17 protein-coding genes are annotated in these 18767 nt (G+C 61.9%); 3 read left to right on the top strand and 14 right to left on the bottom strand.

Translation table 11 applies throughout. The features are described from left to right. Nucleotides 1-61 precede the first annotated feature (61 nt). From minE to minC, 3 genes are read right to left on the bottom strand one after another with little or no spacing between them, the layout of a single operon-like run. Nucleotides 62-325, bottom strand: coding sequence for a cell division topological specificity factor MinE (gene minE, locus AC3WUM_RS05835; RefSeq protein ID WP_492409260.1), 264 nt, complete (start codon nt 323-325; stop codon nt 62-64). A gap of 6 nt (nt 326-331) precedes the next feature. Then, complete coding sequence (minD, locus tag AC3WUM_RS05840; protein WP_492409261.1) at nt 332-1141, bottom strand: septum site-determining protein MinD; 810 nt, start codon at nt 1139-1141, stop codon at nt 332-334. Nucleotides 1142-1187: 46 nt separating this feature from the next. Next, entirely contained in the window at nt 1188-1916 is a 729-nt protein-coding gene (minC, locus tag AC3WUM_RS05845) for a septum site-determining protein MinC (RefSeq protein WP_492409262.1), read from the bottom strand. Nucleotides 1917-2121: 205 nt separating this feature from the next. Between minC and AC3WUM_RS05850 the strand changes: the two genes are divergently transcribed. The 3 genes from AC3WUM_RS05850 (at nt 2122) to AC3WUM_RS05860 (ending at nt 5344) form a co-directional block, all read left to right on the top strand. Next, a complete protein-coding gene (locus tag AC3WUM_RS05850) occupies nt 2122-3672 on the top strand; it encodes a circularly permuted type 2 ATP-grasp protein (protein ID WP_492409263.1) in 1551 nt (516 codons plus the stop codon). Then, on the top strand, nt 3672-4610 hold the full coding sequence (locus tag AC3WUM_RS05855; protein ID WP_007184141.1) for an alpha-E domain-containing protein: 939 nt from the start codon (nt 3672-3674) through the stop codon (nt 4608-4610). The genes AC3WUM_RS05850 and AC3WUM_RS05855 overlap by 1 nt, the downstream gene beginning before the upstream one ends. A gap of 167 nt (nt 4611-4777) precedes the next feature. Then, nucleotides 4778-5344 (top strand): HNH endonuclease, encoded by a 567-nt coding sequence (locus tag AC3WUM_RS05860; RefSeq protein WP_492409264.1) that lies wholly within the window; start codon nt 4778-4780, stop codon nt 5342-5344. 344 nt (nt 5345-5688) lie between these two features. Here AC3WUM_RS05860 and thmT read toward each other — a convergent pair whose 3' ends face one another. From thmT to AC3WUM_RS05915, 11 genes are read right to left on the bottom strand one after another with little or no spacing between them, the layout of a single operon-like run. Continuing rightward, nucleotides 5689-5880, bottom strand: a complete 192-nt coding sequence (gene thmT, locus AC3WUM_RS05865; protein ID WP_492409265.1) for a 2-hydroxymuconate tautomerase — start codon at nt 5878-5880, stop codon at nt 5689-5691. 52 nt (nt 5881-5932) lie between these two features. Beyond that, nucleotides 5933-7234 (bottom strand): DUF1329 domain-containing protein, encoded by a 1302-nt coding sequence (locus AC3WUM_RS05870; RefSeq protein ID WP_492409555.1) that lies wholly within the window; start codon nt 7232-7234, stop codon nt 5933-5935. A gap of 23 nt (nt 7235-7257) precedes the next feature. After that, entirely contained in the window at nt 7258-9252 is a 1995-nt protein-coding gene (locus AC3WUM_RS05875; protein ID WP_492409266.1) for a DUF1302 family protein, read from the bottom strand. Between the two features lie 46 nt (nt 9253-9298). After that, complete coding sequence (locus tag AC3WUM_RS05880) at nt 9299-11704, bottom strand: efflux RND transporter permease subunit (RefSeq protein WP_492409556.1); 2406 nt, start codon at nt 11702-11704, stop codon at nt 9299-9301. 14 nt (nt 11705-11718) lie between these two features. Continuing rightward, on the bottom strand, nt 11719-12705 hold the full coding sequence (locus tag AC3WUM_RS05885; RefSeq protein WP_492409267.1) for a WD40/YVTN/BNR-like repeat-containing protein: 987 nt from the start codon (nt 12703-12705) through the stop codon (nt 11719-11721). A 47-nt stretch (nt 12706-12752) separates the two neighbouring features. Further along, nucleotides 12753-13814 carry a 4-hydroxy-2-oxovalerate aldolase gene (gene dmpG, locus AC3WUM_RS05890; protein WP_492409268.1) on the bottom strand — a complete coding sequence of 354 codons (1062 nt, stop codon included), beginning with the start codon at nt 13812-13814 and terminating at the stop codon, nt 12753-12755. 16 nt (nt 13815-13830) lie between these two features. Continuing rightward, entirely contained in the window at nt 13831-14778 is a 948-nt protein-coding gene (locus AC3WUM_RS05895) for an acetaldehyde dehydrogenase (acetylating) (RefSeq protein WP_492409269.1), read from the bottom strand. Nucleotides 14779-14828: 50 nt separating this feature from the next. After that, on the bottom strand, nt 14829-15617 hold the full coding sequence (gene dmpH / locus AC3WUM_RS05900) for a 2-oxo-3-hexenedioate decarboxylase (RefSeq protein WP_492409270.1): 789 nt from the start codon (nt 15615-15617) through the stop codon (nt 14829-14831). A 10-nt stretch (nt 15618-15627) separates the two neighbouring features. Beyond that, nucleotides 15628-16410 carry a 2-oxopent-4-enoate hydratase gene (dmpE, locus tag AC3WUM_RS05905; protein WP_492409271.1) on the bottom strand — a complete coding sequence of 261 codons (783 nt, stop codon included), beginning with the start codon at nt 16408-16410 and terminating at the stop codon, nt 15628-15630. 3 nt (nt 16411-16413) lie between these two features. Next, nucleotides 16414-17247: an alpha/beta fold hydrolase gene (locus AC3WUM_RS05910; protein ID WP_492409272.1), complete on the bottom strand. Its 834-nt coding sequence runs from the start codon at nt 17245-17247 to the stop codon at nt 16414-16416. A 2-nt stretch (nt 17248-17249) separates the two neighbouring features. Next, nucleotides 17250-18758 carry a 2-hydroxymuconic semialdehyde dehydrogenase gene (locus AC3WUM_RS05915; RefSeq protein WP_492409273.1) on the bottom strand — a complete coding sequence of 503 codons (1509 nt, stop codon included), beginning with the start codon at nt 18756-18758 and terminating at the stop codon, nt 17250-17252. Nucleotides 18759-18767 lie beyond the last annotated feature (9 nt).

Genomic DNA, 18767 nt, shown 5'->3' on the forward strand with positions numbered 1-18767 from the left:
CATCAACGAAAAAGCCGGCAGCAATGCCGGCTTTTTCGTTTGCGGTGCGAACTGGAAAGCTTCAGCTGCGTTCGGGCAGCGTGATGCTCATGGCGAGCACTTCGTCGCCGTCCTCGCGCTTGACGTCGACATGCACGGCCGAGTCGTCGACCGGCACGTATTTGCGCACGACCGCGAGCAGCTCTTCACGCAGGCGCGTGAGATATTCCGGCCCGTTCGCCCGGCCCGCGCGCTGGTGCGAGACCACCACGAGCAGCCTTTCCTTGGCGGTTTGCGCAGTGGCTTTCTGCTCACTGCGGAACAGCTTCATCCAATCGATGGCCATGTCGGATCAGCCTCCGAACAGTTTGCTGAGCAGGCCCTTCTTTTCTGCCGTGATGAAACGGTGCGGGCGCTCCTCGCCGAGGAAACGGGCGACCAGATCCTCATACGCCTGGCCGGCATCGGTGGCCTTGTCGTTGATGACCGGCGAGCCCGAGTTGGAGGCCGACAGCACGCTGGGTGATTCGGGAATCACGCCGAGCACCGGAATCGCGAGGATGTCCTTGACGTCCTCGATCGACAGCATCTCGCCCTTCTGCACGCGCAACGGGTTGTAGCGCGTGAGCACGAGGTGTTCCTTGACGCGGCCTTCGCCGCTCTCGACCTTCTTGGTCTTGCTCGACAGCAGGCCGAGCACACGGTCGGAGTCGCGCACCGACGAGACTTCCGGGTTCGTCACGACGAGCGCCTCGTCGGCGAAGTACATGGCCAGATGCGCGCCGCGCTCGATGCCGGCCGGCGAATCGCAGACGATGTAGTCGAACTCCTTGGCGAGCTCGTTGAGCACCTTTTCGACACCCTCCTCGGACAGCGCGTCCTTGTCGCGTGTCTGGCTCGCGGCGAGCACGAACAGGTTGTCGTAGGTCTTGTCCTTGATCAGCGCCTGGCGCAGGTTGGCCTCGCCGTGGATCACGTTGACGAAGTCGAACACCACGCGACGCTCGCAACCCATGATGAGGTCGAGGTTGCGCAGGCCGACGTCGAAATCGATGACCACGGTCTTCTTGCCGCGAGCGGCCAGGCCGGTGGAGAACGAGGCGCTCGTCGTGGTCTTGCCGACGCCGCCCTTGCCCGATGTCACTACGACGATTTTCGTCACAGCTGTCTTCCGTATTCTTGATTGTCTTGGTGGGCTGCAATCGCCATCAAGCGTCGAGGCGCTCGATCCGCAGCTTGCCCTGTTCGAGCCAGGCCTGCACGGCATGGCCGCGCAAGGCGCCCTGTATCTGGTCCGCCACTGCGTAGACGCCGGCGACGGCGAGCAGATCGGCCTCCATCTTCTTGCAGAATATGCGCGCCGTTTCGTCTCCGCGAGCCCCGGCGATGGCCCGGCCACGCAACAGGCCGTACACGTGGATGCAGCCGTCGGCGATGATCTCGGCGCCCGGGCTCACGGGCTGGGTCACGATCAGGTCGGCCCCTTCCACGTAGATCTGCTGCCCCGAGCGCACCGGCTCGGTGATGATGCGCGTGGGCCGGCGCACCGGCATCACCGGCGGTGCTTCCGGCGCGGGTGGCGGCGCAGGCGGTGGCGGCGCGGCTTCGACCGGCTTCGGCGCCGCGGCGCGGGCGTCGGTGAGCATGTCGGCCGGCAGCACCGGCAATCCGCACAGGCGCGCATCGTTGGCCAGGGCCCCTTCCATCGCCGCGATCGGCTGCATGCCGAGCTGCCGCATGGACTGCAGAACGCCGACGAGCTCGATGGGCTTGTCGCTTTCCAGGATCACGGGCATGCCGTCGATGGCACCCGACATCTGGCGGGCGAAGTTCTTGAGCTGCGCTTCGATGGCGGGCAAGTCCGGCTCGATGACGCGGACTCGGGTCAAGGACAGCATACGGCCCTTGAACTCCAGAGCAGGCTTGGCTTTGGACATGGGTTTGGTCACGGGAACAGCGCGCAGTCTAGCATTGGCGTCCGCAGCTGCCTTGCCGGCTTGCCGGGCGGCGGCCGCACCGCGAGGGGCGCCCCGCCGGCACCCGCCCCGATCCTGTTTCGTGGCCTATGTTTTGCTACGGCTTCCTGTTAGCGTAACCCGCACTCCATATTCCAAAAACGAAACGGCCACCCCTCGGGAGACCATGGCAATCGATTGGCGGCAGTACCGTTGCGAGAACTTCTACGACGAGCTGTTCGAGTCGCCGGGTCAGGCCCGTCCCGCCGCCCGCACGCTGGCCGACTACCTCGACGATCTCACCGAACCCGAACTGGCCGAACGCCGCCTGGCCGCCGAACTGGCGATCAAGGTCATGGGCATCAGTTTCACCGTCTATTCCGAAGGCAAGAACGTCGACCGCGCCTGGCCGTTCGACATCATCCCGCGCATCATCCCGCTGTCCGAGTGGCAGAAGACCGAAGCCGGCCTCAAGCAGCGCGTGCATGCGCTGAACCTGTTCATCCAAGACCTCTACAACGAGCAGAAGATCATCAAGGACGGCGTGTTTCCGGCCGACCTGCTCAATGAGTCGGTCAACTTCCGCAAGCAGTGCATCGGCGTCAAGCCGGCCAATGGCGTCTGGGCGCACATCTGCGGCAGCGACCTGGTGCGCGACAAGGACGGCACCATGTACGTGCTCGAGGACAACCTGCGCGTGCCGTCGGGCGTCTCGTACATGGTCGAGAACCGGCTCGTCACCAAGCGCGTGTTCCCCGAGCTGTTCGAGGCGCAGACGATCCTGCCGGTCGACGAATACCCGGCCCAGCTCTACGACACGCTCTGCGCGATCTCGCCGCGCCCGCTCGACCAGCCCAACGTGGTGCTGCTGACGCCGGGCATCTTCAACTCGGCCTATTTCGAGCATGCGTATCTGGCGCAGCAGATGGGCATCGAGCTCGTCGAGGGCAGCGACCTGTTCGTCGCCGACGACGACTGCGTCTACATGCGCACGATCCACGGCCCCAAGCGCGTCGACGTGATCTACCGCCGCATCGACGATCTGTTCCTCGATCCGGAGGCCTTCAACCCGGAGTCTATCCTCGGCGTCAAGGGCCTCATGCGCTCGTGGATCAGCAACAAGGTGGCGCTCGCCAATTGCCCGGGCGCCGGCGTGGCGGACGACAAGGTCGTCTATGCCTTCGTGCCGAAGATGATCAAGTACTACCTCGACCAGGACCCGATCATTCCGAACGTGCCGAGCTATCTGTGCATGGACCCGAAGGATCGCAGCTACGTGCTCGCCAACCTCGACAAGCTCGTGGTGAAGCCGGCCAACGAGTCGGGCGGCTACGGCATGCTGATCGGCCCGCGCGCGAGCAAGGAAGAGCACGACAAGTTCCGCAAGCTCATCGAAGCCAACCCGCGCAACTACATGGCCCAGCCGACGCTCGCGCTGTCGACCGCGCCGACGCTCATGGAAGACAGCACGGTGGAGCCGCGGCACCTCGACCTGCGCCCGTTCATCCTCTCGCGCGGCGACATCGACTCGACCTACGTCACCATGGGCGGCCTCACGCGCGTGGCGATGGTGCGCGGCTCGCTCGTCGTCAATTCGAGCCAGGGCGGCGGTGCCAAGGACACCTGGATCGTCGACACCGACGAAGGCCTTTCGCAAAGCCAGACGCTCGGCGGCATGAGCCAGTCGCAAAGCTTCGGCAGCAACTCGCCGAAGGATTCGGCTAAGGAAGAAGGCTGATGCTCTCGCGCGTCGCCAGCAACATCTATTGGCTCGGCCGCTACCTGCAGCGCGCCGAGAACACCGCCCGCCTCGTCAACGTCAATTCACTGCTGCTGCTCGACCTGCCGCGCGGCATTCCGTTCGGCTGGCAGCCGCTGATCCAGATCGTCGGCGCCGACGATCTGTATCGCTCGATCTACGGCGAGGACTACAGCGAGCTCAACGTCGTACGCTTCCTGCTGCTCGACCAGCGCAACCCGGGCTCGATCCACAGCTCACTGCACACGGCGCGCGAAATCATCCGCACCGTACGCGACGCGATGCCGCGCGAGGTCTGGGAAAAGCTCAACGACCTGCACTACTTCGTGATCGGCCAGGGCGAAGGTGCGCTGACGCGCTCGCGGCGCGGCGCGTTCCTGCAGCGCGTGATCGACAACACCATGCTCGTGTACTCCGTGCTGACGATGAACATGAGCCAGGACGTCGGCTTCCAGTTCCTGCGCATCGGCACCAATCTGGAGCAGGCCGACATGACCACGCGCATTCTCGACGTGCGCTCGGTCTCTTTGATCGACCCGACCGGCCGGCCCGAGCAGCTCGCCCCGCTCTACAACATCCAGTGGATGAGCGTGCTGCGCTCGCTGACCGCGTACCAGATGTACCGCCGCCACGTGCGTGCGCGCGTCAATCGCACCGGCGTTCTGCGCTTCCTGCTGCAGAACCGCGAGTTCCCGCGCTCGGTCATGTTCTGCCTGTCGACGATCGCGATGACGCGCTCCCACCTGCCCGAGAGCCGCAGCGTCGAACGCACGCTCTGGCGCGTTCGCGCCCTGGTGCAGGACGCCAATGTCGACAAGCTCGTCGAAACGGGCCTGCACGAGCTGCTCGACGAGATTCAGCTCGGCCTGAGCGATCTCCACGAAGCAGTTACCCAATCGTTCTTCCGGGTCGAATAGCCGATTCGCGGGGACGGGACTCGAGCGACTCCTTCGGAAATCATTTGGCATAAAAAATCACACCGAAGTCTCCGGTATGCCATTTGTCCGGGTTACACTCGGCCGATTCCGCATGAGAGGCAATAGCGGGACATTCAGCGGTTCCTGTACGTGCGAACGGAGTGGGGATGATCCCTTCGATTCTCAAACTGGATGCTGGTGGTTTACCGGTGGGCTGGATCCGCTGGCAGTCGGCGGTGACGCTGTATGCGCGTCGGCGGGTCTGCTGGGAAGCCGGCGACGAGCGCTTTCGCGTCAGCGGCGGCTACAACGCCCGGACCGGCGAACGCTCGAGCGTGGAGATCGGCTCGATCATCGCGGTGGCCGATCGTGCCCGCAGATTCGCCGCCGGCGCGCCCCTGCTGACCAACCGCACGCTGTTCCAGCGCGATCGCAACCTGTGCCTCTACTGCGGCCTGCAGTTCGCGCACTCGGCCCTCACCCGCGATCACGTCGTTCCGGCCTCGCGCGGTGGCGGCACGATATGGGAGAACTGCGTCACCGCCTGTGCGCGCTGCAATCACAAGAAAGCCGATCGCACGCCCGAGGAAGCCGGGATGAAGCTGCTCGCGGTGCCGTACACGCCGAATCTGGCCGAATACCTGATCCTGTCGAACCGCCGCATCCTCGCCGATCAAATGGAGTTTTTGCTGAGTTTTTCGGCGAAGAAAGCGCACTTGTCAGATCGAAATTAAAAGTCGAACTCCTTGATTAAGAACTGAACCGTTCGAAATTAGATCTGATCCGAATAGGCTTGAGCCGCTTTGCGCCTTCATTAGGCCACCCTCCTAACCGCGAACATCAGTCCAGTTTGAAATCAAGCCAGCTGAGCCCCAATAAATGCGCGATCGCCGACGCCTCATAGGGGAATGTCGGGTTCCAGCCCGACGCGGATATCAGCCGAGCATAAAAAGCCCCGCTGCCCGAGGAGGGGCAGCAGGGAGGAGGACCGGCATAGCACTAGAATCCAGCCAAACTTTCGGTGCTCAGTTGGGGCCAAGGAATCGAATATCCGATTCAACTTCTTGATAAAGCGCAGTCACCTGCCGAGATCTTTAGCGCTTTTTCCGCCGATACCCCAATTGCTTTTCGGCATATCCTGAATCAGGACGCGAACAGTTTCCGGACGCGCATCGACGGCTTCGCAGAGTGCCTGAGTGACCTTCTCGATGACGGCTCGCTTCTGCTCCTCGGTACGTCCTTCGAGCAGAAAAATCTGGGCTAAAGGCATGTGAATCTCCAGGGTGGGAGTGGTGGCGTCACCCGCCACCACTCGTGATGCATCAATTGCCGCCGCGCAAGTTCTGAACCTGGAACAGGCTGGCCGGGTTCAACTTGGGATCGACTTGCCCCTTGAACTGTCCGGTCGTGCAGTGTTTCGACTGCAAGTCGACCATCGAAAACGAATCGTCGATCGCGATGCCGGAGCCCTTGTTGATCGCCAGGTGCGCATCGGGATGCGACTTGCCGATGGTCCAGCTCTTCCACAGTTCGCCCTTGCGGTCGTAGATCAGCGTGCGGTTGATGTTGTAGACCTGCGCGTCGATATGAAACACGCGCTTGCTGACGGGATGGCTCGGATTGACGGGTTCGGCTTCAACGACATAGACCTTGCGCAGCTGCCATGTGATTTCAGGGAAACACGCACCTTGCCCACCGAAGGCGACGTATTGGTAGCCATCGGCATCCTTGAACTCGCTGCTGAGCTTCTGTTCGTTGTGGTTGTAGTAGGGCATCAGGATGTTGCGCGTGCCCTTGTACGTCCATTTCATGTCCGACACACGACCGTTATAGCCTTCGAAGTCCTCAATCATGAGATCAGAGCCGAGAAACGCGTCCGTCGTCTGGCCCGTGGCGAGACGACGCACTCGACGCTGAAAACCGAGATACAGATAAGCATCATCGAACTTCAAATCGTCTTCGTAGCGCTGGATCAGCAGCTGCGTGTCCTTGAGGTCTTGCGGCTCCAGCACTTTCACGTAGATGCCACGAAACAGGTTCGAGGGATTTGGCGTGATTTCCGGTAGCGGCTGGTCCTGCACACGATGTTTGAAGTTCAGGAAGTGGAAGTTGAACTTGATCGTGCGCTCGACTTGCCCCGACTGCATGTTGCGGTACTTCCAGTAGAACGGAGAGATCGCCGCGCCGTCGCCCCAGTTGATTCCGTACTTGAAGTTCCAGGCGATCTTTTCGCCTGCGCGCGGATCACTGGTGCTCATCTCTTCGAGGAAGGGACGTCCAGCGACGAAGCCTTCGATCTGGCCAGGTTTGTCGCCGAGCTTCGCCGTATTGATGTTTTTCAAGGTCGCATCGACATAGTGCGAGTTGAGCTTGAAGTCCGTCGTCGCTCCAACTTTGATCTCGTACCAGCCGTTCTTGATGACCAGGTACATGCCGGCATCGAGCGCATCCTTGAACTGCTCGACGTTATCCTTGTTGATGACGGTGCCGACCGACAGACCAGCGAACGAAGGAAAGCCACTCTGATAGGGATTCAGGCTGAGCTGTGCATCCGCTTCCGTCGCGGCATGGGCGCTTCCGGCGCTGGCGAGCAGCGCCAGCGCGAATCCAATTTTGAATCTCATGATATTGATCTCCGGATGTCGCACTAGAACGAGTAACGCAAGGTCATGAAGGCTTCGTCTTCTTTCCACGCAGCGCCGATGGGGCCTGCTCGGAAGCGGCCCAGCGGTTCGATGCCGCTGAGACCGCGCGAATAGGCGACCGTCGGATCGCCCGGATAAGTACCTGCGGTGTACGGCGCCCAGGGATTGCAGCTTCGGCAATCGTCGAACTCCCAATCGCTGGTGCCGGCGGCGACCTTGATGTTTCCGCCGACCGAAAGCTTGAGGCGATCGCTGATGATCCATTCGATCGAAGGCGCGGTGACCAGCGCCTGCGCGCGGAAGTCGTAAGCGGTGATCAACTGCGGACTCACGCGATCGCTCGCGAGGAAGGCCTTGATCAGCAAGGTCGCGGTGACGTTGTCTTTCCAATCCGGCATGCCGACCGATCCCAGCGGGCCGCGGCTCAGGTCATGATCGAAAATGTGCTGGTAGAAAAGCTGTCCCGAGATCAGCGTGGTGCGGTTCGGATTGATGAAGGGAATGAACGTCGGACGATCGACGCCGATCACGGAGCGGAACACCGGGTTTTCCGAGTACAGCTCCGGCTTCGACGTGTTCGCAAACTCTTCGCCATCGGTGAGCGCCGCCTCGAAGCGAACCGCTGCCTTCATCGACTCGACCTGAAAGTCCGCCGATCCGCCGATCAAATTGACTTCCGGGTACACCATGTCGAAAGCAATCAGATACGGACAGTGTCCGGTCCCGTCATCGCACATCTGGCCCGTGAAGGCGTTCTGCGCAGCTTTGCCCCCACGCAACGACGGAAGCTGCGAGCGGTAGTGCAAGGCATTCAACGAGAAGTTCAAGCCTCCGGCGGTGATGCCCTCGAACTTCACACCGACCTGCGTGTTCGACAGCTTCCACGCCGGCAGATCGACGTCGCGAATACCGATTTGTCCGGGACCAAAATCGGTCGCGAGATAAGTGCCGTCCGCCACATTCGCGAAGTTGGCGACAGTGCCACCGTTGTCCCAGAGGTTCTTCATGCCGCGGAAGAAGCAACCCGCATCGAGGATGACGTTGGCGGTTCCGCATTGGCCGAGATTGTTCGCGCGGAAGCGATCGACGTTCCAGATCAGCTGCAGGTTCGCATCTTGCAAGTGCGTGGTTGCGCCCATGCGCCACTCGGCCTGCACGATCCACATCGGAATGCGGATGTCTTCGAGTTCGTCGTAGATGTTGTTGCGCGAGTAGTCGACCGGATTGATGACATCGAGCACGCGGAACAGATCGGTCCGCCCCCAAACTACTTGCTGGCGACCGATCTTCAGGAACAGCTGATCGTCACCGGCCAGTGGCAGGCTGTTGGTGACGTAAAGCTCACGGAGAAAATCGAGGCGGCTGTTGAACTCGGGTGAAGCGAGTTCCGAACCCTTGAGATCGCCGTAACCGCCGAAATCCGCGCAGCCGCGTTTGTCTTGATCGCAAGGGCGCACCGGAACGCCGAACGCGACACCGCCGTTGAGTCCGTGCCAGCGGTCACCGAGAACACGCAGGCCGGCATTCGGGTTGTAGCGAGGCGCGCTCGGATCGGTCGAGTTGAATCCGAAGGTGTTGCTGGTCAGCCCGAGGCCGGAGACTGCTTCACGATTAAGCCCACCTCCGTGAGCGACATCGACATAACCACCAGGCGTCGTGGTCTGCAGCAGGATGCCGCCGCCGGCTGCATCGCCGTACTGGTCATCGTTGAACTCATAGACGCCATCCCAGGTGCCACGGAGCACGCTGTGCAGCGACCACCCGCTGAAATTCCGATCGAACTCTCCCTGCAGCGTATTGCGGAACTTGGATAGCCCGACGGTATCGCCGGTGGCGTCTTCGAAGCGATAGCGAGTGTCGTTTTCGTAATAGACGTCGGCGTTCCATCCGCTGGATTGCGCTTGCGCGGCCCCTGCCGATATCACCGCCAGCATCGCGGCGATGAATGTAATTCCCGAATTTCGGGCGCACTTCTCCCGGCCTTGCAGCCTGATCATGTTTTCTCTCCTCTGTGTACTGGCCCGGGCGGACCTTTCTATTGATTCAGTGCGAGACGATTCCGGCTGGTGAGCCAGTTGATGCGTGAGCTTCCGTCGCTCCCTCGATGACGAAACGAGGCCTGAACACGACACACCACGCGGGGACGATGAGAATCGCGGCGATGGCGTTGACGATGAGCATGAACGACAGCAGGAGCGCCGCATCCGACTGGAAGCGAAGATCCGAAAGGAAGACCCAAAGCACCACGCCAGCGGTCAGCGTGCAAGCCGTGAAAGTCACTGCGTAGCCGGTAGTGCTGACGGCATTGATGGCGGCCCGCTTGATGTCGCCGAGCAATGCCATCTCCTCACGGATGCGATCCATGAAATAGACGGCGTAGTCGATGCCGACACCGACGCCGACCATGATGACGGGCACGGTGTTGACGCTGACGCCAATGTTCTTCCAGCTCATGTATGCGTAGGTCATGGCGGTTGCGAACAGCATCGGCAGCACCATCAGCCATCCGGCGTGCAGCGATTGGTAGTAGCCCATCACCAGCAGGAAGGCGAGGATCATCACGAGTGGAACGAGGATCAAATGATCTGTGTGCAGGGCTTCGTTGGCTGCGGCGGTGACACCGACGATTCCCCCGCCGGGTTCGAAGCTCAGACCATCAACCCCAGCCGATGAGACGACAGCGGCCTCGTTGGCGAGCTTTAGCGCGCGATTGATGGTGTCGGTGCTGTGGTCCTTGTAGAAGAACACCATGTCCGCTTCATCTTCGTCGGGATTGACGAACTCGTTCAGCGCGCCGGGGATGGGACTCGATGCGAGATAGGCAAACATCAGTCCGCCGACTTCGGCTTGCGTCTCCGGCAGCTGCATCCAGCGCGGGTCGTCGTTGTGCGTCAGCCGATTGACCATGCGTACGACCGCAGGCAGCGCCTTGACGCCACCGAGCGAAGGGTCCTGCAACATGTGCTGTTCGAAGGTTTCGATCGCCTGCAGCACTTCGGGCCGCTTGATGCCACCCTTGTCAGCCGTGCGAGCGACGATGTGAAGCTCGTCGGAGCCCGGGAACAGCTGGTTGATCGCGGAGGTCGAGGTGTTGTAATCGTGATCGCGATGGAGAATCGGCGACCCGGGTTCGGACTCTCCGATCGGCACATGCAGTGCAAGTGGCACACTCAGTGCCATCAAGGCGGCGGTGATGGCGAGTATCGTCGCGGCCCCACGCGGGGTTCCACCGGTACGCGCCATCAAGCCCGCCAGCACCTGGCGCATGCTCTGGTTCTTGTTTTCCATGGTCTTGGGCTGCGGAAGCAGCGTCAGCGCCAACGGAATCATGAAGTGCACGGTGAAGATCACCGAAAAAGCCCAGAAACCCGCCGAAATGCCGAGCTTCCAGTTGAAGGGAGCGGCGCCAAGAATCATCGCGGCGATACCGACCGCGTCGACCACGATCGCGAGAGAACCCGGGCGAAACAGTGCATCGAGCGCGTTACGTGCAGCCCGGCGTCCGTTGTGGGTGACGGCCAGCTCTTCGTAGTAGCGTGCGACCAGCTGCACCCCGTGCGAGGTTGCACGTGCCGCGATCAGGAACGGAATCGGCATCGACAACGGCTCGAGGTTGAAGCCCAGCCAAGCCATGAATCCCAAGCCCCAGATCGACGACAGCGCGATGCCGAGCAAAGGCAGGGCGATGCCGTACAGGCGGCGGAAGTACACGATCAGCAGGCCGGCGAGCAGGGCCAGTGTCCATGCCAGGATGGTGACGATCTGATGCAGGTAGGTGTAAACCCAACCCGTCAGCACCGGATTGCCGGTCATGTAGACGCGATGCCCATCTTTCTCGACCGCCTCGCGAACCTTCTGCAAGGCTGCGAACGTCGCCGCATAGTCGATGCCGCCTTCGTTGAGCTGGCCGCGAATCAAGGCAGCACGCAAGTCCGGCGATACCAGCAGGCCATAGACACGCGGATTGGACATCACGTCCTTCTTCAACTGCGCAAGCTCTTCTGCCGTGTGCTCGGGCTTCTGTGCATCGTAGTAAGGCTGGGACGCGAAGCTGCCTTCGGGCGTCAGGTAAACCTTTCGAACCGTCCGATGCGTGAGGCTAGACACCAAGTTATGGTTGATGCTCGGCAGGCTATCGACCCCCTGCGTAGCTTCGTAAACCCGCGCCAGCGTCTTGTCGTTGAAGATCGTATCGCCCTGCGGAGCCTCGATCACCATGACGATCTGGTTGGCGCCGCCGAAGTTCTCCTTGATGCGGTTGTAGGTCTGGATGTACGGATGCCGTTGCGGCAACAGGTCTTCGAAGTCGGTGTAGATGCGCAACTTCGGAAGATGAGACGCGAACAGCAAAGTGAAAGCGAAGATGCCGAGCAGCACGATGGCGGGATTGGCGAAGATCCAGCCTTCTCCACGCTGCAAGGATCCGGTGATGCGCTGGCGCAAGTTCATGTGCTGGGTCTCCATCAACGCGCGGACAGCGACGAGGCGCTCGCAGCGACGGCGACACGCTCCGGAAGCTCGACGACTTTCAGCGCGCCGGCCGCGCCAGCCACCAACACGGTCCTCGGCTGGAGCGCAGCGCCGGCCGCCAGGAAGGACGGCACTTTCGGTGTGTCGCTGAGCACCTGCCAGCCGGTCGGCTGCAAGCTCATCACCAAACCGCCATCGCCGACTCCAAGCACTTCGGTGCCTGCCATGAACAGCGCGTAGAGCGGCGCGGCTGCCGGGTTTTCTTGCTGAGCCCAGGTTTGTCCGCCATCGGTGGTCTGCAGGATCGATCCCGCCAACCCGCTCACCCATCCGTGCGTGAGATCAGCAAAGACCATCGAATATGGATAGAACTCGGCCGGCAAGCCCTCGCGCCGAGTCCAGCTTGCACCGCCGTCTTCGGTCACCAGCAAGGTGCCGAACTCACCGGCGATGAAGCCGTGTTGCTCATCGACGAAGCGGATCGCAGTGAGGATCGCGTCTTCGCCTAGCGCTTGCGAAGTCCAGCTTGCGCCGTGATCGGCGCTCGAAAGCACCGTACTAAATGTTCCCGCAACCCAAAGGCGATTCTGCGCATCGCAGTCAATCGCGATCGGGCTGAAGTCACCTTCCAGCGGCTTGGCGCTCCACTCGGAGCCGTCTGCGTTGCCGAGCCAGACTTTGCGATAGAAATCGAGCGCCGCGAACGTACCATCGGGACAGCTCGCCATCGCCACGATCGATGCTGCGGATGGCAGCTTCTGGCGCAGCCATTTCGCACCGCCGTCGTTCGAGGTGACAAGCACGCCGGCTCCGCCTGCGCTCGCCAGCGTCTTCGTATTGCTGGCGACAGCAAGGAAATTGTCGTAGCGCTGGATCGGCTGCTGACGCTGAGCTTCCACGGCCCGCAGATCTGGTGCCTGCGTGCATGCCGCGATGAGCAGGCATGCCGTGAGCGCGCCGCCGGTGATTCCGTACTTCATTTCGAATTCTCCTCCCGATTCTTGTTTTTCTTTCGGGCTCTTAGGGTCTAGGCGACAGCGCTGCTTTTCTGTGTCGCTGTGCCGGCTCCGGCGTCCCGAAGCAAATCGAGCGCGACGTCCACGATCATGTCTTCCTGCCCGCCTACCATGCGGCGGCGGCCGAGTTCGACGAGGATGTCGACGGTCCTGAGTCCGTACTTCGCGGCGGCGATTTCGGCGTGGCGCAGGAAGCTCGAATACACGCCGGCATAACCCAGTGCGAGCGTTTCGCGATCGACGCGAACCGGACGATCCTGCAAGGGACGCACGATGTCGTCGGCCGCGTCCATGAGCGTGTAGAGATCGGTGCCGTGTTCCCAGCCGAGTCGCTCCGCCGCCGCGATGAACACTTCGAGCGGCGCGTTTCCGGCACCGGCGCCCATGCCCGCCAGGCTGGCGTCGATGCGATCGCACCCTTCTTCGACCGCGACGATCGAGTTGGCGACACCGAGGCTCAGGTTGTGATGCGCGTGAATGCCCGTCTGTGTGCTCGGGGCGAGCACATCCTTGAGCGCGCGGAAACGATCGCGCACATCCTGCATGCCGAGCGCGCCGCCGGAATCGACGACGTAGATCGTCGTCGCCCCATAGCTCTCCATCAGCTTCGCTTGCCGTGCGAGTGCCTGCGGAGTGGTGAGATGGCTCATCATCAGAAAACCGACCGTATCCATGTCGAGATGACGGGCGTATTCGATGTGCTGCCGGGAAATATCCGCCTCTGTGCAATGCGTCGCCACGCGCACCACGCGTGCGCCCGCATCGTAGGCGGCTTTGAGATCATGAATCGTGCCGATGCCCGGCAGCAGCAGCGTCGCGATCCTGGCGTGTTGCACAACTGCCGCGACGGCTTCGATCCATTCCAGATCGCTGTGTGCGCCGAAGCCATAGTTGAAACTCGATCCGCAAATACCGTCGCCATGCGCAACTTCGATCGAATCCACTCGTGCCTTGTCGAGCGCGCGCGCAATATCCTGCACGTTCTTTATCGAATACTGATGGCGCACCGCATGACTACCATCGCGCAGCGTGACATCCGAGATATAGAGCTTTTTTCCAGGTTTGAACGTCATATCGATTCTCCGGCGTTCAAGCGGCGCGATCGAGCAATCGCGTTTCGGCGATGCGCTCGGCGCAGGCGAGAGCGGCGCTGGTCATGATGTCGAGGTTGCCGGCGTACGCGGGCAGGTAATGGGCGGCGCCTTCCACTTCGATAAATACCGTCGTTTTGAGGCCCGAGCGCCAGCCGAGGCCGGGAACGTTGACCGGACGATCCGCCGGAATCACATCGAACTGCACATCTTGCTTGAGCCGATAGCCCGGCACATAGCGATTCACCGATGCGATCATTTCCTTGATCGAGCGTTCGATCTGCTGCTGATCGGCTTCGTCGCTGAAGGTGTAGACGGTATCGCGCATCAGTAGCGGCGGCTCGGCCGGATTCAGCACGATGATCGCTTTGCCGACCTTGGCACCGCCGATGACTTCGATCGCCTTGCTGGTGGTTTCGGTGAACTCGTCGATGTTGGCTCGCGTACCCGGACCGGCCGAGCGGCTGCTGATCGATGCGACGATTTCGGCGTAGTGCACCGGCACCACGCGCGAAACTGCGGCGACGACCGGAATCGTCGCCTGCCCGCCGCAGGTCACCATGTTGATGTTCGGTTCGCCGAGATTGGCTTCGAGATTGACGACCGGAATGGTGAAAGGACCAATGGCGGCCGGCGTGAGGTCGATGACCTTGATGCCATGCTGCTTCAGCACTTCGTTGTGCTTCGCGTGGGCGCCGGCACTCGTCGCATCGAAGGCGATGCGAATATCCTTGAAGTTCGGAAGCCTGGTGAGGCCGTCGATGCCTTCGTGCGTGGTCGGAACACCGAGACGCTGCGCACGTGCCAGGCCGTCGGAGCTCGGATCGATACCGACCATCGCGCCCATCGTCAGGTGCTTGCTTTGACGCAGCACCTTGATCATCAGGTCGGTACCGATGTTGCCGGAGCCAATGATGGCCACCGGAATGCCTGTGGATTTCGACATAAGGTTTCTCTGCTTTGTCATTCGGATTTTGCTGAGGGCGATGCGCCGTCTCAGACGAAGTTCATCGACACGCTGCCAAGCGACTGGAAGCGGACATTGATCACGTCACCCGCTTCGACGGGGATCGCTTCGGTGGCGCCACCGCTCATGACGAAAGCGCCCGCCGGAATCTCCTGATCGCGTTCCGCCAGCGAATTCGCAAGCATCGCGACCGCTGCGGCCGGGTGATTGAGAACCGCCGCGCCGGCCGCCATCGCCACCGGCTGGCCGTTCTTCTCGAGCACGATCCCAAGCGTGCGCAGATCGAGATCGGCTGCGTCACGCGCGCGGCCTCCGACGACGAATCGCGACGAGGAGGTGTTGTCCGCGATGACGCTGGTCAGGTCGAAGCGAAAGTTCTCGTAGCGCGAGTCGATGATCTCCACGGCCGGCACCACGAACTCGGTCGCCGCCAGCACCGCGCCGATGTGGCAGCCGGGTCCGCGCAGCGAACGCTTGAGTACGAAGGCGATCTCGGCCTCGACCTTCGGATGGATCAGTTCGCTGACGGCGATTTCACCGCCGTCCGGCACGCTCATATAGTCGAAAAGCAGGCCGAACACCGGCGTCTCGACGCCCATCTGCTTCATCTTTGCGCGCGAAGTCAGGCCGGCCTTGAGGCCCGCGACGCGATGTCCGCGACTTTCCTTGCGCCGGCGAATTTCGGCTTGGATCGCGTACGCATCGTCCCAATCCATCGTGGGATGCGCATCGGTGATTTTGGTAACGGCGCGCGCCTGCAATTCGGCGTTTTCGAGATGCTCGGCCAGAGCGCGGATCGTGTCTTGATCGAGAGTCATGTGCGAAGGCTCAGATGAAACGGACGGAGCAGCTGCCGAGACCGCCGACGCTGCAATGGAATGCCTCGCCGGCGGCGACGGGGAATAGCGGAGATTGCGAGCCGGACAAAATCACTTCACCGGCTTTCAGCGGAATGCCGAAGCGTCCGAGCGTGTTGGCGAGCCATGCGACCGCATATACGGGTGAACCGCGCACCGAAGCGCCGGCGGAGGTCGACAGCAGATCGCCGTTCTTTTCGACGACCATGCCGGCGAGTGCGAGATCGACCTTGCGCGGATCGCGCAGCCGATCGCCGAGCACGAAGACGCCGCAGGACGCATTGTCGGCGACGGTGTCCTGAATGCGGATCTTCCAGTCACGGATACGCGAGTCGACGATCTCGAAGCACGGAATGACGCCTTCGGTGGCGCGCAGCACATCCGCCGCGGTGACACCAGGGCCGATCAGATCGCGCTTGAGCACGAAGGCCACTTCGGCTTCGGCACGCGGCGCGATCATCGTCGAGGCGACGATCGCTTCGCCGTCGTTGTAGGCCATGCCAGACAGCAGCTGGCCGAAGTCCGGCTGATAAACGTTGAGCATCTGCTGCACGGCTTTGCTGGTGACGCCGATCTTCTTGCCGATCACCTGCTCGCCGCGCGAAACACGGTGATCGATCATGCTCAGCTGGATACGGTAAGCATCGTCGATGCTGAGCCCGGGCTCGCGTTCGGTGAGCGGGGCGATGGCACGGCGATTGACGAAGGCCTGATGCAGCTCGTCGCCGTAGCGTTCGATGGTTTCGGTGTCCATGGTCTATTCGGTGATGAAGTCGTGGACGAGACGCGCGAAGCGCGTTGCGTGTTCGATTTGAGTCCAATGGCCGCAATGGCCGAAGACGTGCAGCTGTGCGTTGGGGATCAGCTGAGAAAGCGTCATCGCGTTCGCAAGCGGGATCACACGGTCTTCCCGGCCATGAATGACCAGGGTTTCGTGAGACAGGGCGCGAATGTCGGCTTCCTTGCTCGTCAGCGAATCGACCCAGCGCTGCCGAGGAGCCGGAAACATCGCGGCGAACGATTCGTGGAAGCCCGGACGAATGCTGGCTTCGTAACGCAGGCGTGCGAGCTCGTCGCTGACGAGCGAGCGATCGTAGGCAAACAGATCCATCAACGAGCGCATCGATTCGAACGATGGCTCGTAGCCCCATACTGCGTCGAGCCCGGGCGTTATTTCGAACGGCACGCCGACGCTGCCCATGAGCACGAGGCGGCGCACGCGCTGCGGATGACGGATCGCGAGTGCGAGCGCCAAGCCGCCACCGAAGGAGTTGCCGACCAAATCAACTTGCGGCAGGTCGAGCGCATCAAGCAGCCCGAGCGCATGCTCCACCCAGCCGTCGATGCCATAGCGATATCCGGCCGGACGCTCGGTAAAACCGAAGCCCACCATGTCGGGTGCGATCACACGCGCCTGCTCGGCCAGGGCAGGCATCACCAATCGCCAATTCGCCCAGGCGCTGACACCGGGGCCCGATCCGTGCAGCAGCACCAGTGGACGGCCGGAGCCCACATCGTGATAGTTGGTTTCGATACCGGCAGCGCGAATGCGCTTGCCGATCTCGGGATTGCCTTGCGCGATCGTGCCCATGTTCAGTACTTCACACAGACATTGCGCAACTCGGTGTAGAACTCGAGCGAATGCACACCGCCTTCACGTCCGATACCGGATTGCTTCGAGCCACCGAAGGGCGTACGCAGATCGCGCAGGAACCAGCTGTTGATCCAGCACAGGCCCACTTCGATGCGCGTTGCGACGCGATGGGCGCGCGACAGATTGCTGGTCCATACCGTGGTACAAAGACCGTAGGGCGTGTCGTTGGCCAGACGCACGGCCTCCGCTTCGGTATCGAACGGTGCGACATGGCAGCAGGGGCCGAAGATTTCTTCGCGAATCACCGCCGAGCTTTCCGGTAAGCCGGTCCAGATCGTCGGCTGAATCCACGAGCCGTTCGCGAGTGCGCCAGGCATTTCGGGAACGCCGCCGCCGGTGACGACGGTGGCACCTTCTTCTTTCGCCTTCGCGTAGTACGACAGCACCTTGCGCCGGTGCTCTTCGCTGACCAAAGGCCCGATGCCAGTAGCTTCGTCCTCCGGATGTCCAGGACGCATTGCTTCGGCCTTGAGCCTTAGTGCGGCGACGAACTTGTCAAAGATCGGGCGCTCGACGTAGACGCGTTCAGTGCCGAGGCAGACCTGGCCGCAGTTCACGAACGCAGCGCGAGCGATGCCGTCGACTGCCGCATCGAAGTCGGCGTCGGCGAACACCAGGCCGGCGTTCTTTCCGCCGAGTTCGAACGACACCGGCCGCACGCCGTTGGCAGCGGCTTTCATGATCGCGGTACCGGTGCGGGTTTCACCGGTGAAAGTGATCGCGTTGACGTCGGCATGCGAAGTCAGGAATTCGCCCGCCGAGTTCGGGCCCAAGCCATGCACGACGTTATAGACACCGGCCGGAATGCCGACCTTGTTCATCACTTCGCCGAGCAACGTCGCGGTCGCGGGTGTTTCCTCTGAAGGCTTGACGATGACCGTATTGCCGCAGGCCAGCGCGGGGCCGACCTTCCAGGTCATCAACAGCAGCGGAAGATTCCAGGGACACACCACCGCGACGACGCCACGCGGAACACGCACCGAGTAGTTGAGTGCGGTGCCGCCATCCGGCGTCGCCATCTGGAAAGTCTCGGTCGGCACGTTCTTGATGACGTCCGCGAAGATCTTGAAGTTGGCTGCACCGCGTGGGATGTCGATGTGCGACGCAAGGCTCACCGGCTTGCCGGTGTCGGCGACTTCGGCTGCGAGAAAATCGTCGAAGCGACGATTGATCTCGTCGGCGACCGCGTACAGCAGTTCGACGCGCTGCGTGACCGGCATGCTGCCCCAAGGCCCGGATAGCGCCGCACGCGCGGCCGCTACAGCGGCATCGACTTCCGTGCGACCTCCTTCGCAAACCGTGCCGATGAGGCTGCCATCGATCGGATTGCGATTCTCGAAGGTCTTACCGCTGGCCGAGCCGACGTAGGCCCCGTTGATGAAATGCCGAAACTCGCGAGCGAGCGTCGCGACGCCGGGCGTAGAGGCCGTACTCAAATTGTTTCCCATGTTGCTTCC

The organism is Hydrocarboniphaga sp. FW305-C-57 (assembly GCF_058783045.1).

Bases quoted from the DNA above. Each gene is read 5' to 3' on its own strand.
- minE (WP_492409260.1), bottom strand. From the start codon at position 325: ATGGCCATCGATTGGATGAAGCTGTTCCGCAGTGAGCAGAAAGCCACT.
- minC (WP_492409262.1), bottom strand. From the start codon at position 1,916: ATGTCCAAAGCCAAGCCTGCTCTGGAGTTCAAGGGCCGTATGCTGTCC.
- AC3WUM_RS05850 (WP_492409263.1), top strand. From the start codon at position 2,122: ATGGCAATCGATTGGCGGCAGTACCGTTGCGAGAACTTCTACGACGAG.
- AC3WUM_RS05855 (WP_007184141.1), top strand. From the start codon at position 3,672: ATGCTCTCGCGCGTCGCCAGCAACATCTATTGGCTCGGCCGCTACCTG.
- AC3WUM_RS05860 (WP_492409264.1), top strand. From the start codon at position 4,778: ATGATCCCTTCGATTCTCAAACTGGATGCTGGTGGTTTACCGGTGGGC.
- thmT (WP_492409265.1), bottom strand. From the start codon at position 5,880: ATGCCTTTAGCCCAGATTTTTCTGCTCGAAGGACGTACCGAGGAGCAG.
- AC3WUM_RS05870 (WP_492409555.1), bottom strand. From the start codon at position 7,234: ATGAGATTCAAAATTGGATTCGCGCTGGCGCTGCTCGCCAGCGCCGGA.
- AC3WUM_RS05875 (WP_492409266.1), bottom strand. From the start codon at position 9,252: ATGATCAGGCTGCAAGGCCGGGAGAAGTGCGCCCGAAATTCGGGAATT.
- AC3WUM_RS05880 (WP_492409556.1), bottom strand. From the start codon at position 11,704: ATGAACTTGCGCCAGCGCATCACCGGATCCTTGCAGCGTGGAGAAGGC.
- AC3WUM_RS05885 (WP_492409267.1), bottom strand. From the start codon at position 12,705: ATGAAGTACGGAATCACCGGCGGCGCGCTCACGGCATGCCTGCTCATC.
- dmpG (WP_492409268.1), bottom strand. From the start codon at position 13,814: ATGACGTTCAAACCTGGAAAAAAGCTCTATATCTCGGATGTCACGCTG.
- AC3WUM_RS05895 (WP_492409269.1), bottom strand. From the start codon at position 14,778: ATGTCGAAATCCACAGGCATTCCGGTGGCCATCATTGGCTCCGGCAAC.
- dmpH (WP_492409270.1), bottom strand. From the start codon at position 15,617: ATGACTCTCGATCAAGACACGATCCGCGCTCTGGCCGAGCATCTCGAA.
- dmpE (WP_492409271.1), bottom strand. From the start codon at position 16,410: ATGGACACCGAAACCATCGAACGCTACGGCGACGAGCTGCATCAGGCC.
- AC3WUM_RS05910 (WP_492409272.1), bottom strand. From the start codon at position 17,247: ATGGGCACGATCGCGCAAGGCAATCCCGAGATCGGCAAGCGCATTCGC.
- AC3WUM_RS05915 (WP_492409273.1), bottom strand. From the start codon at position 18,758: ATGGGAAACAATTTGAGTACGGCCTCTACGCCCGGCGTCGCGACGCTC.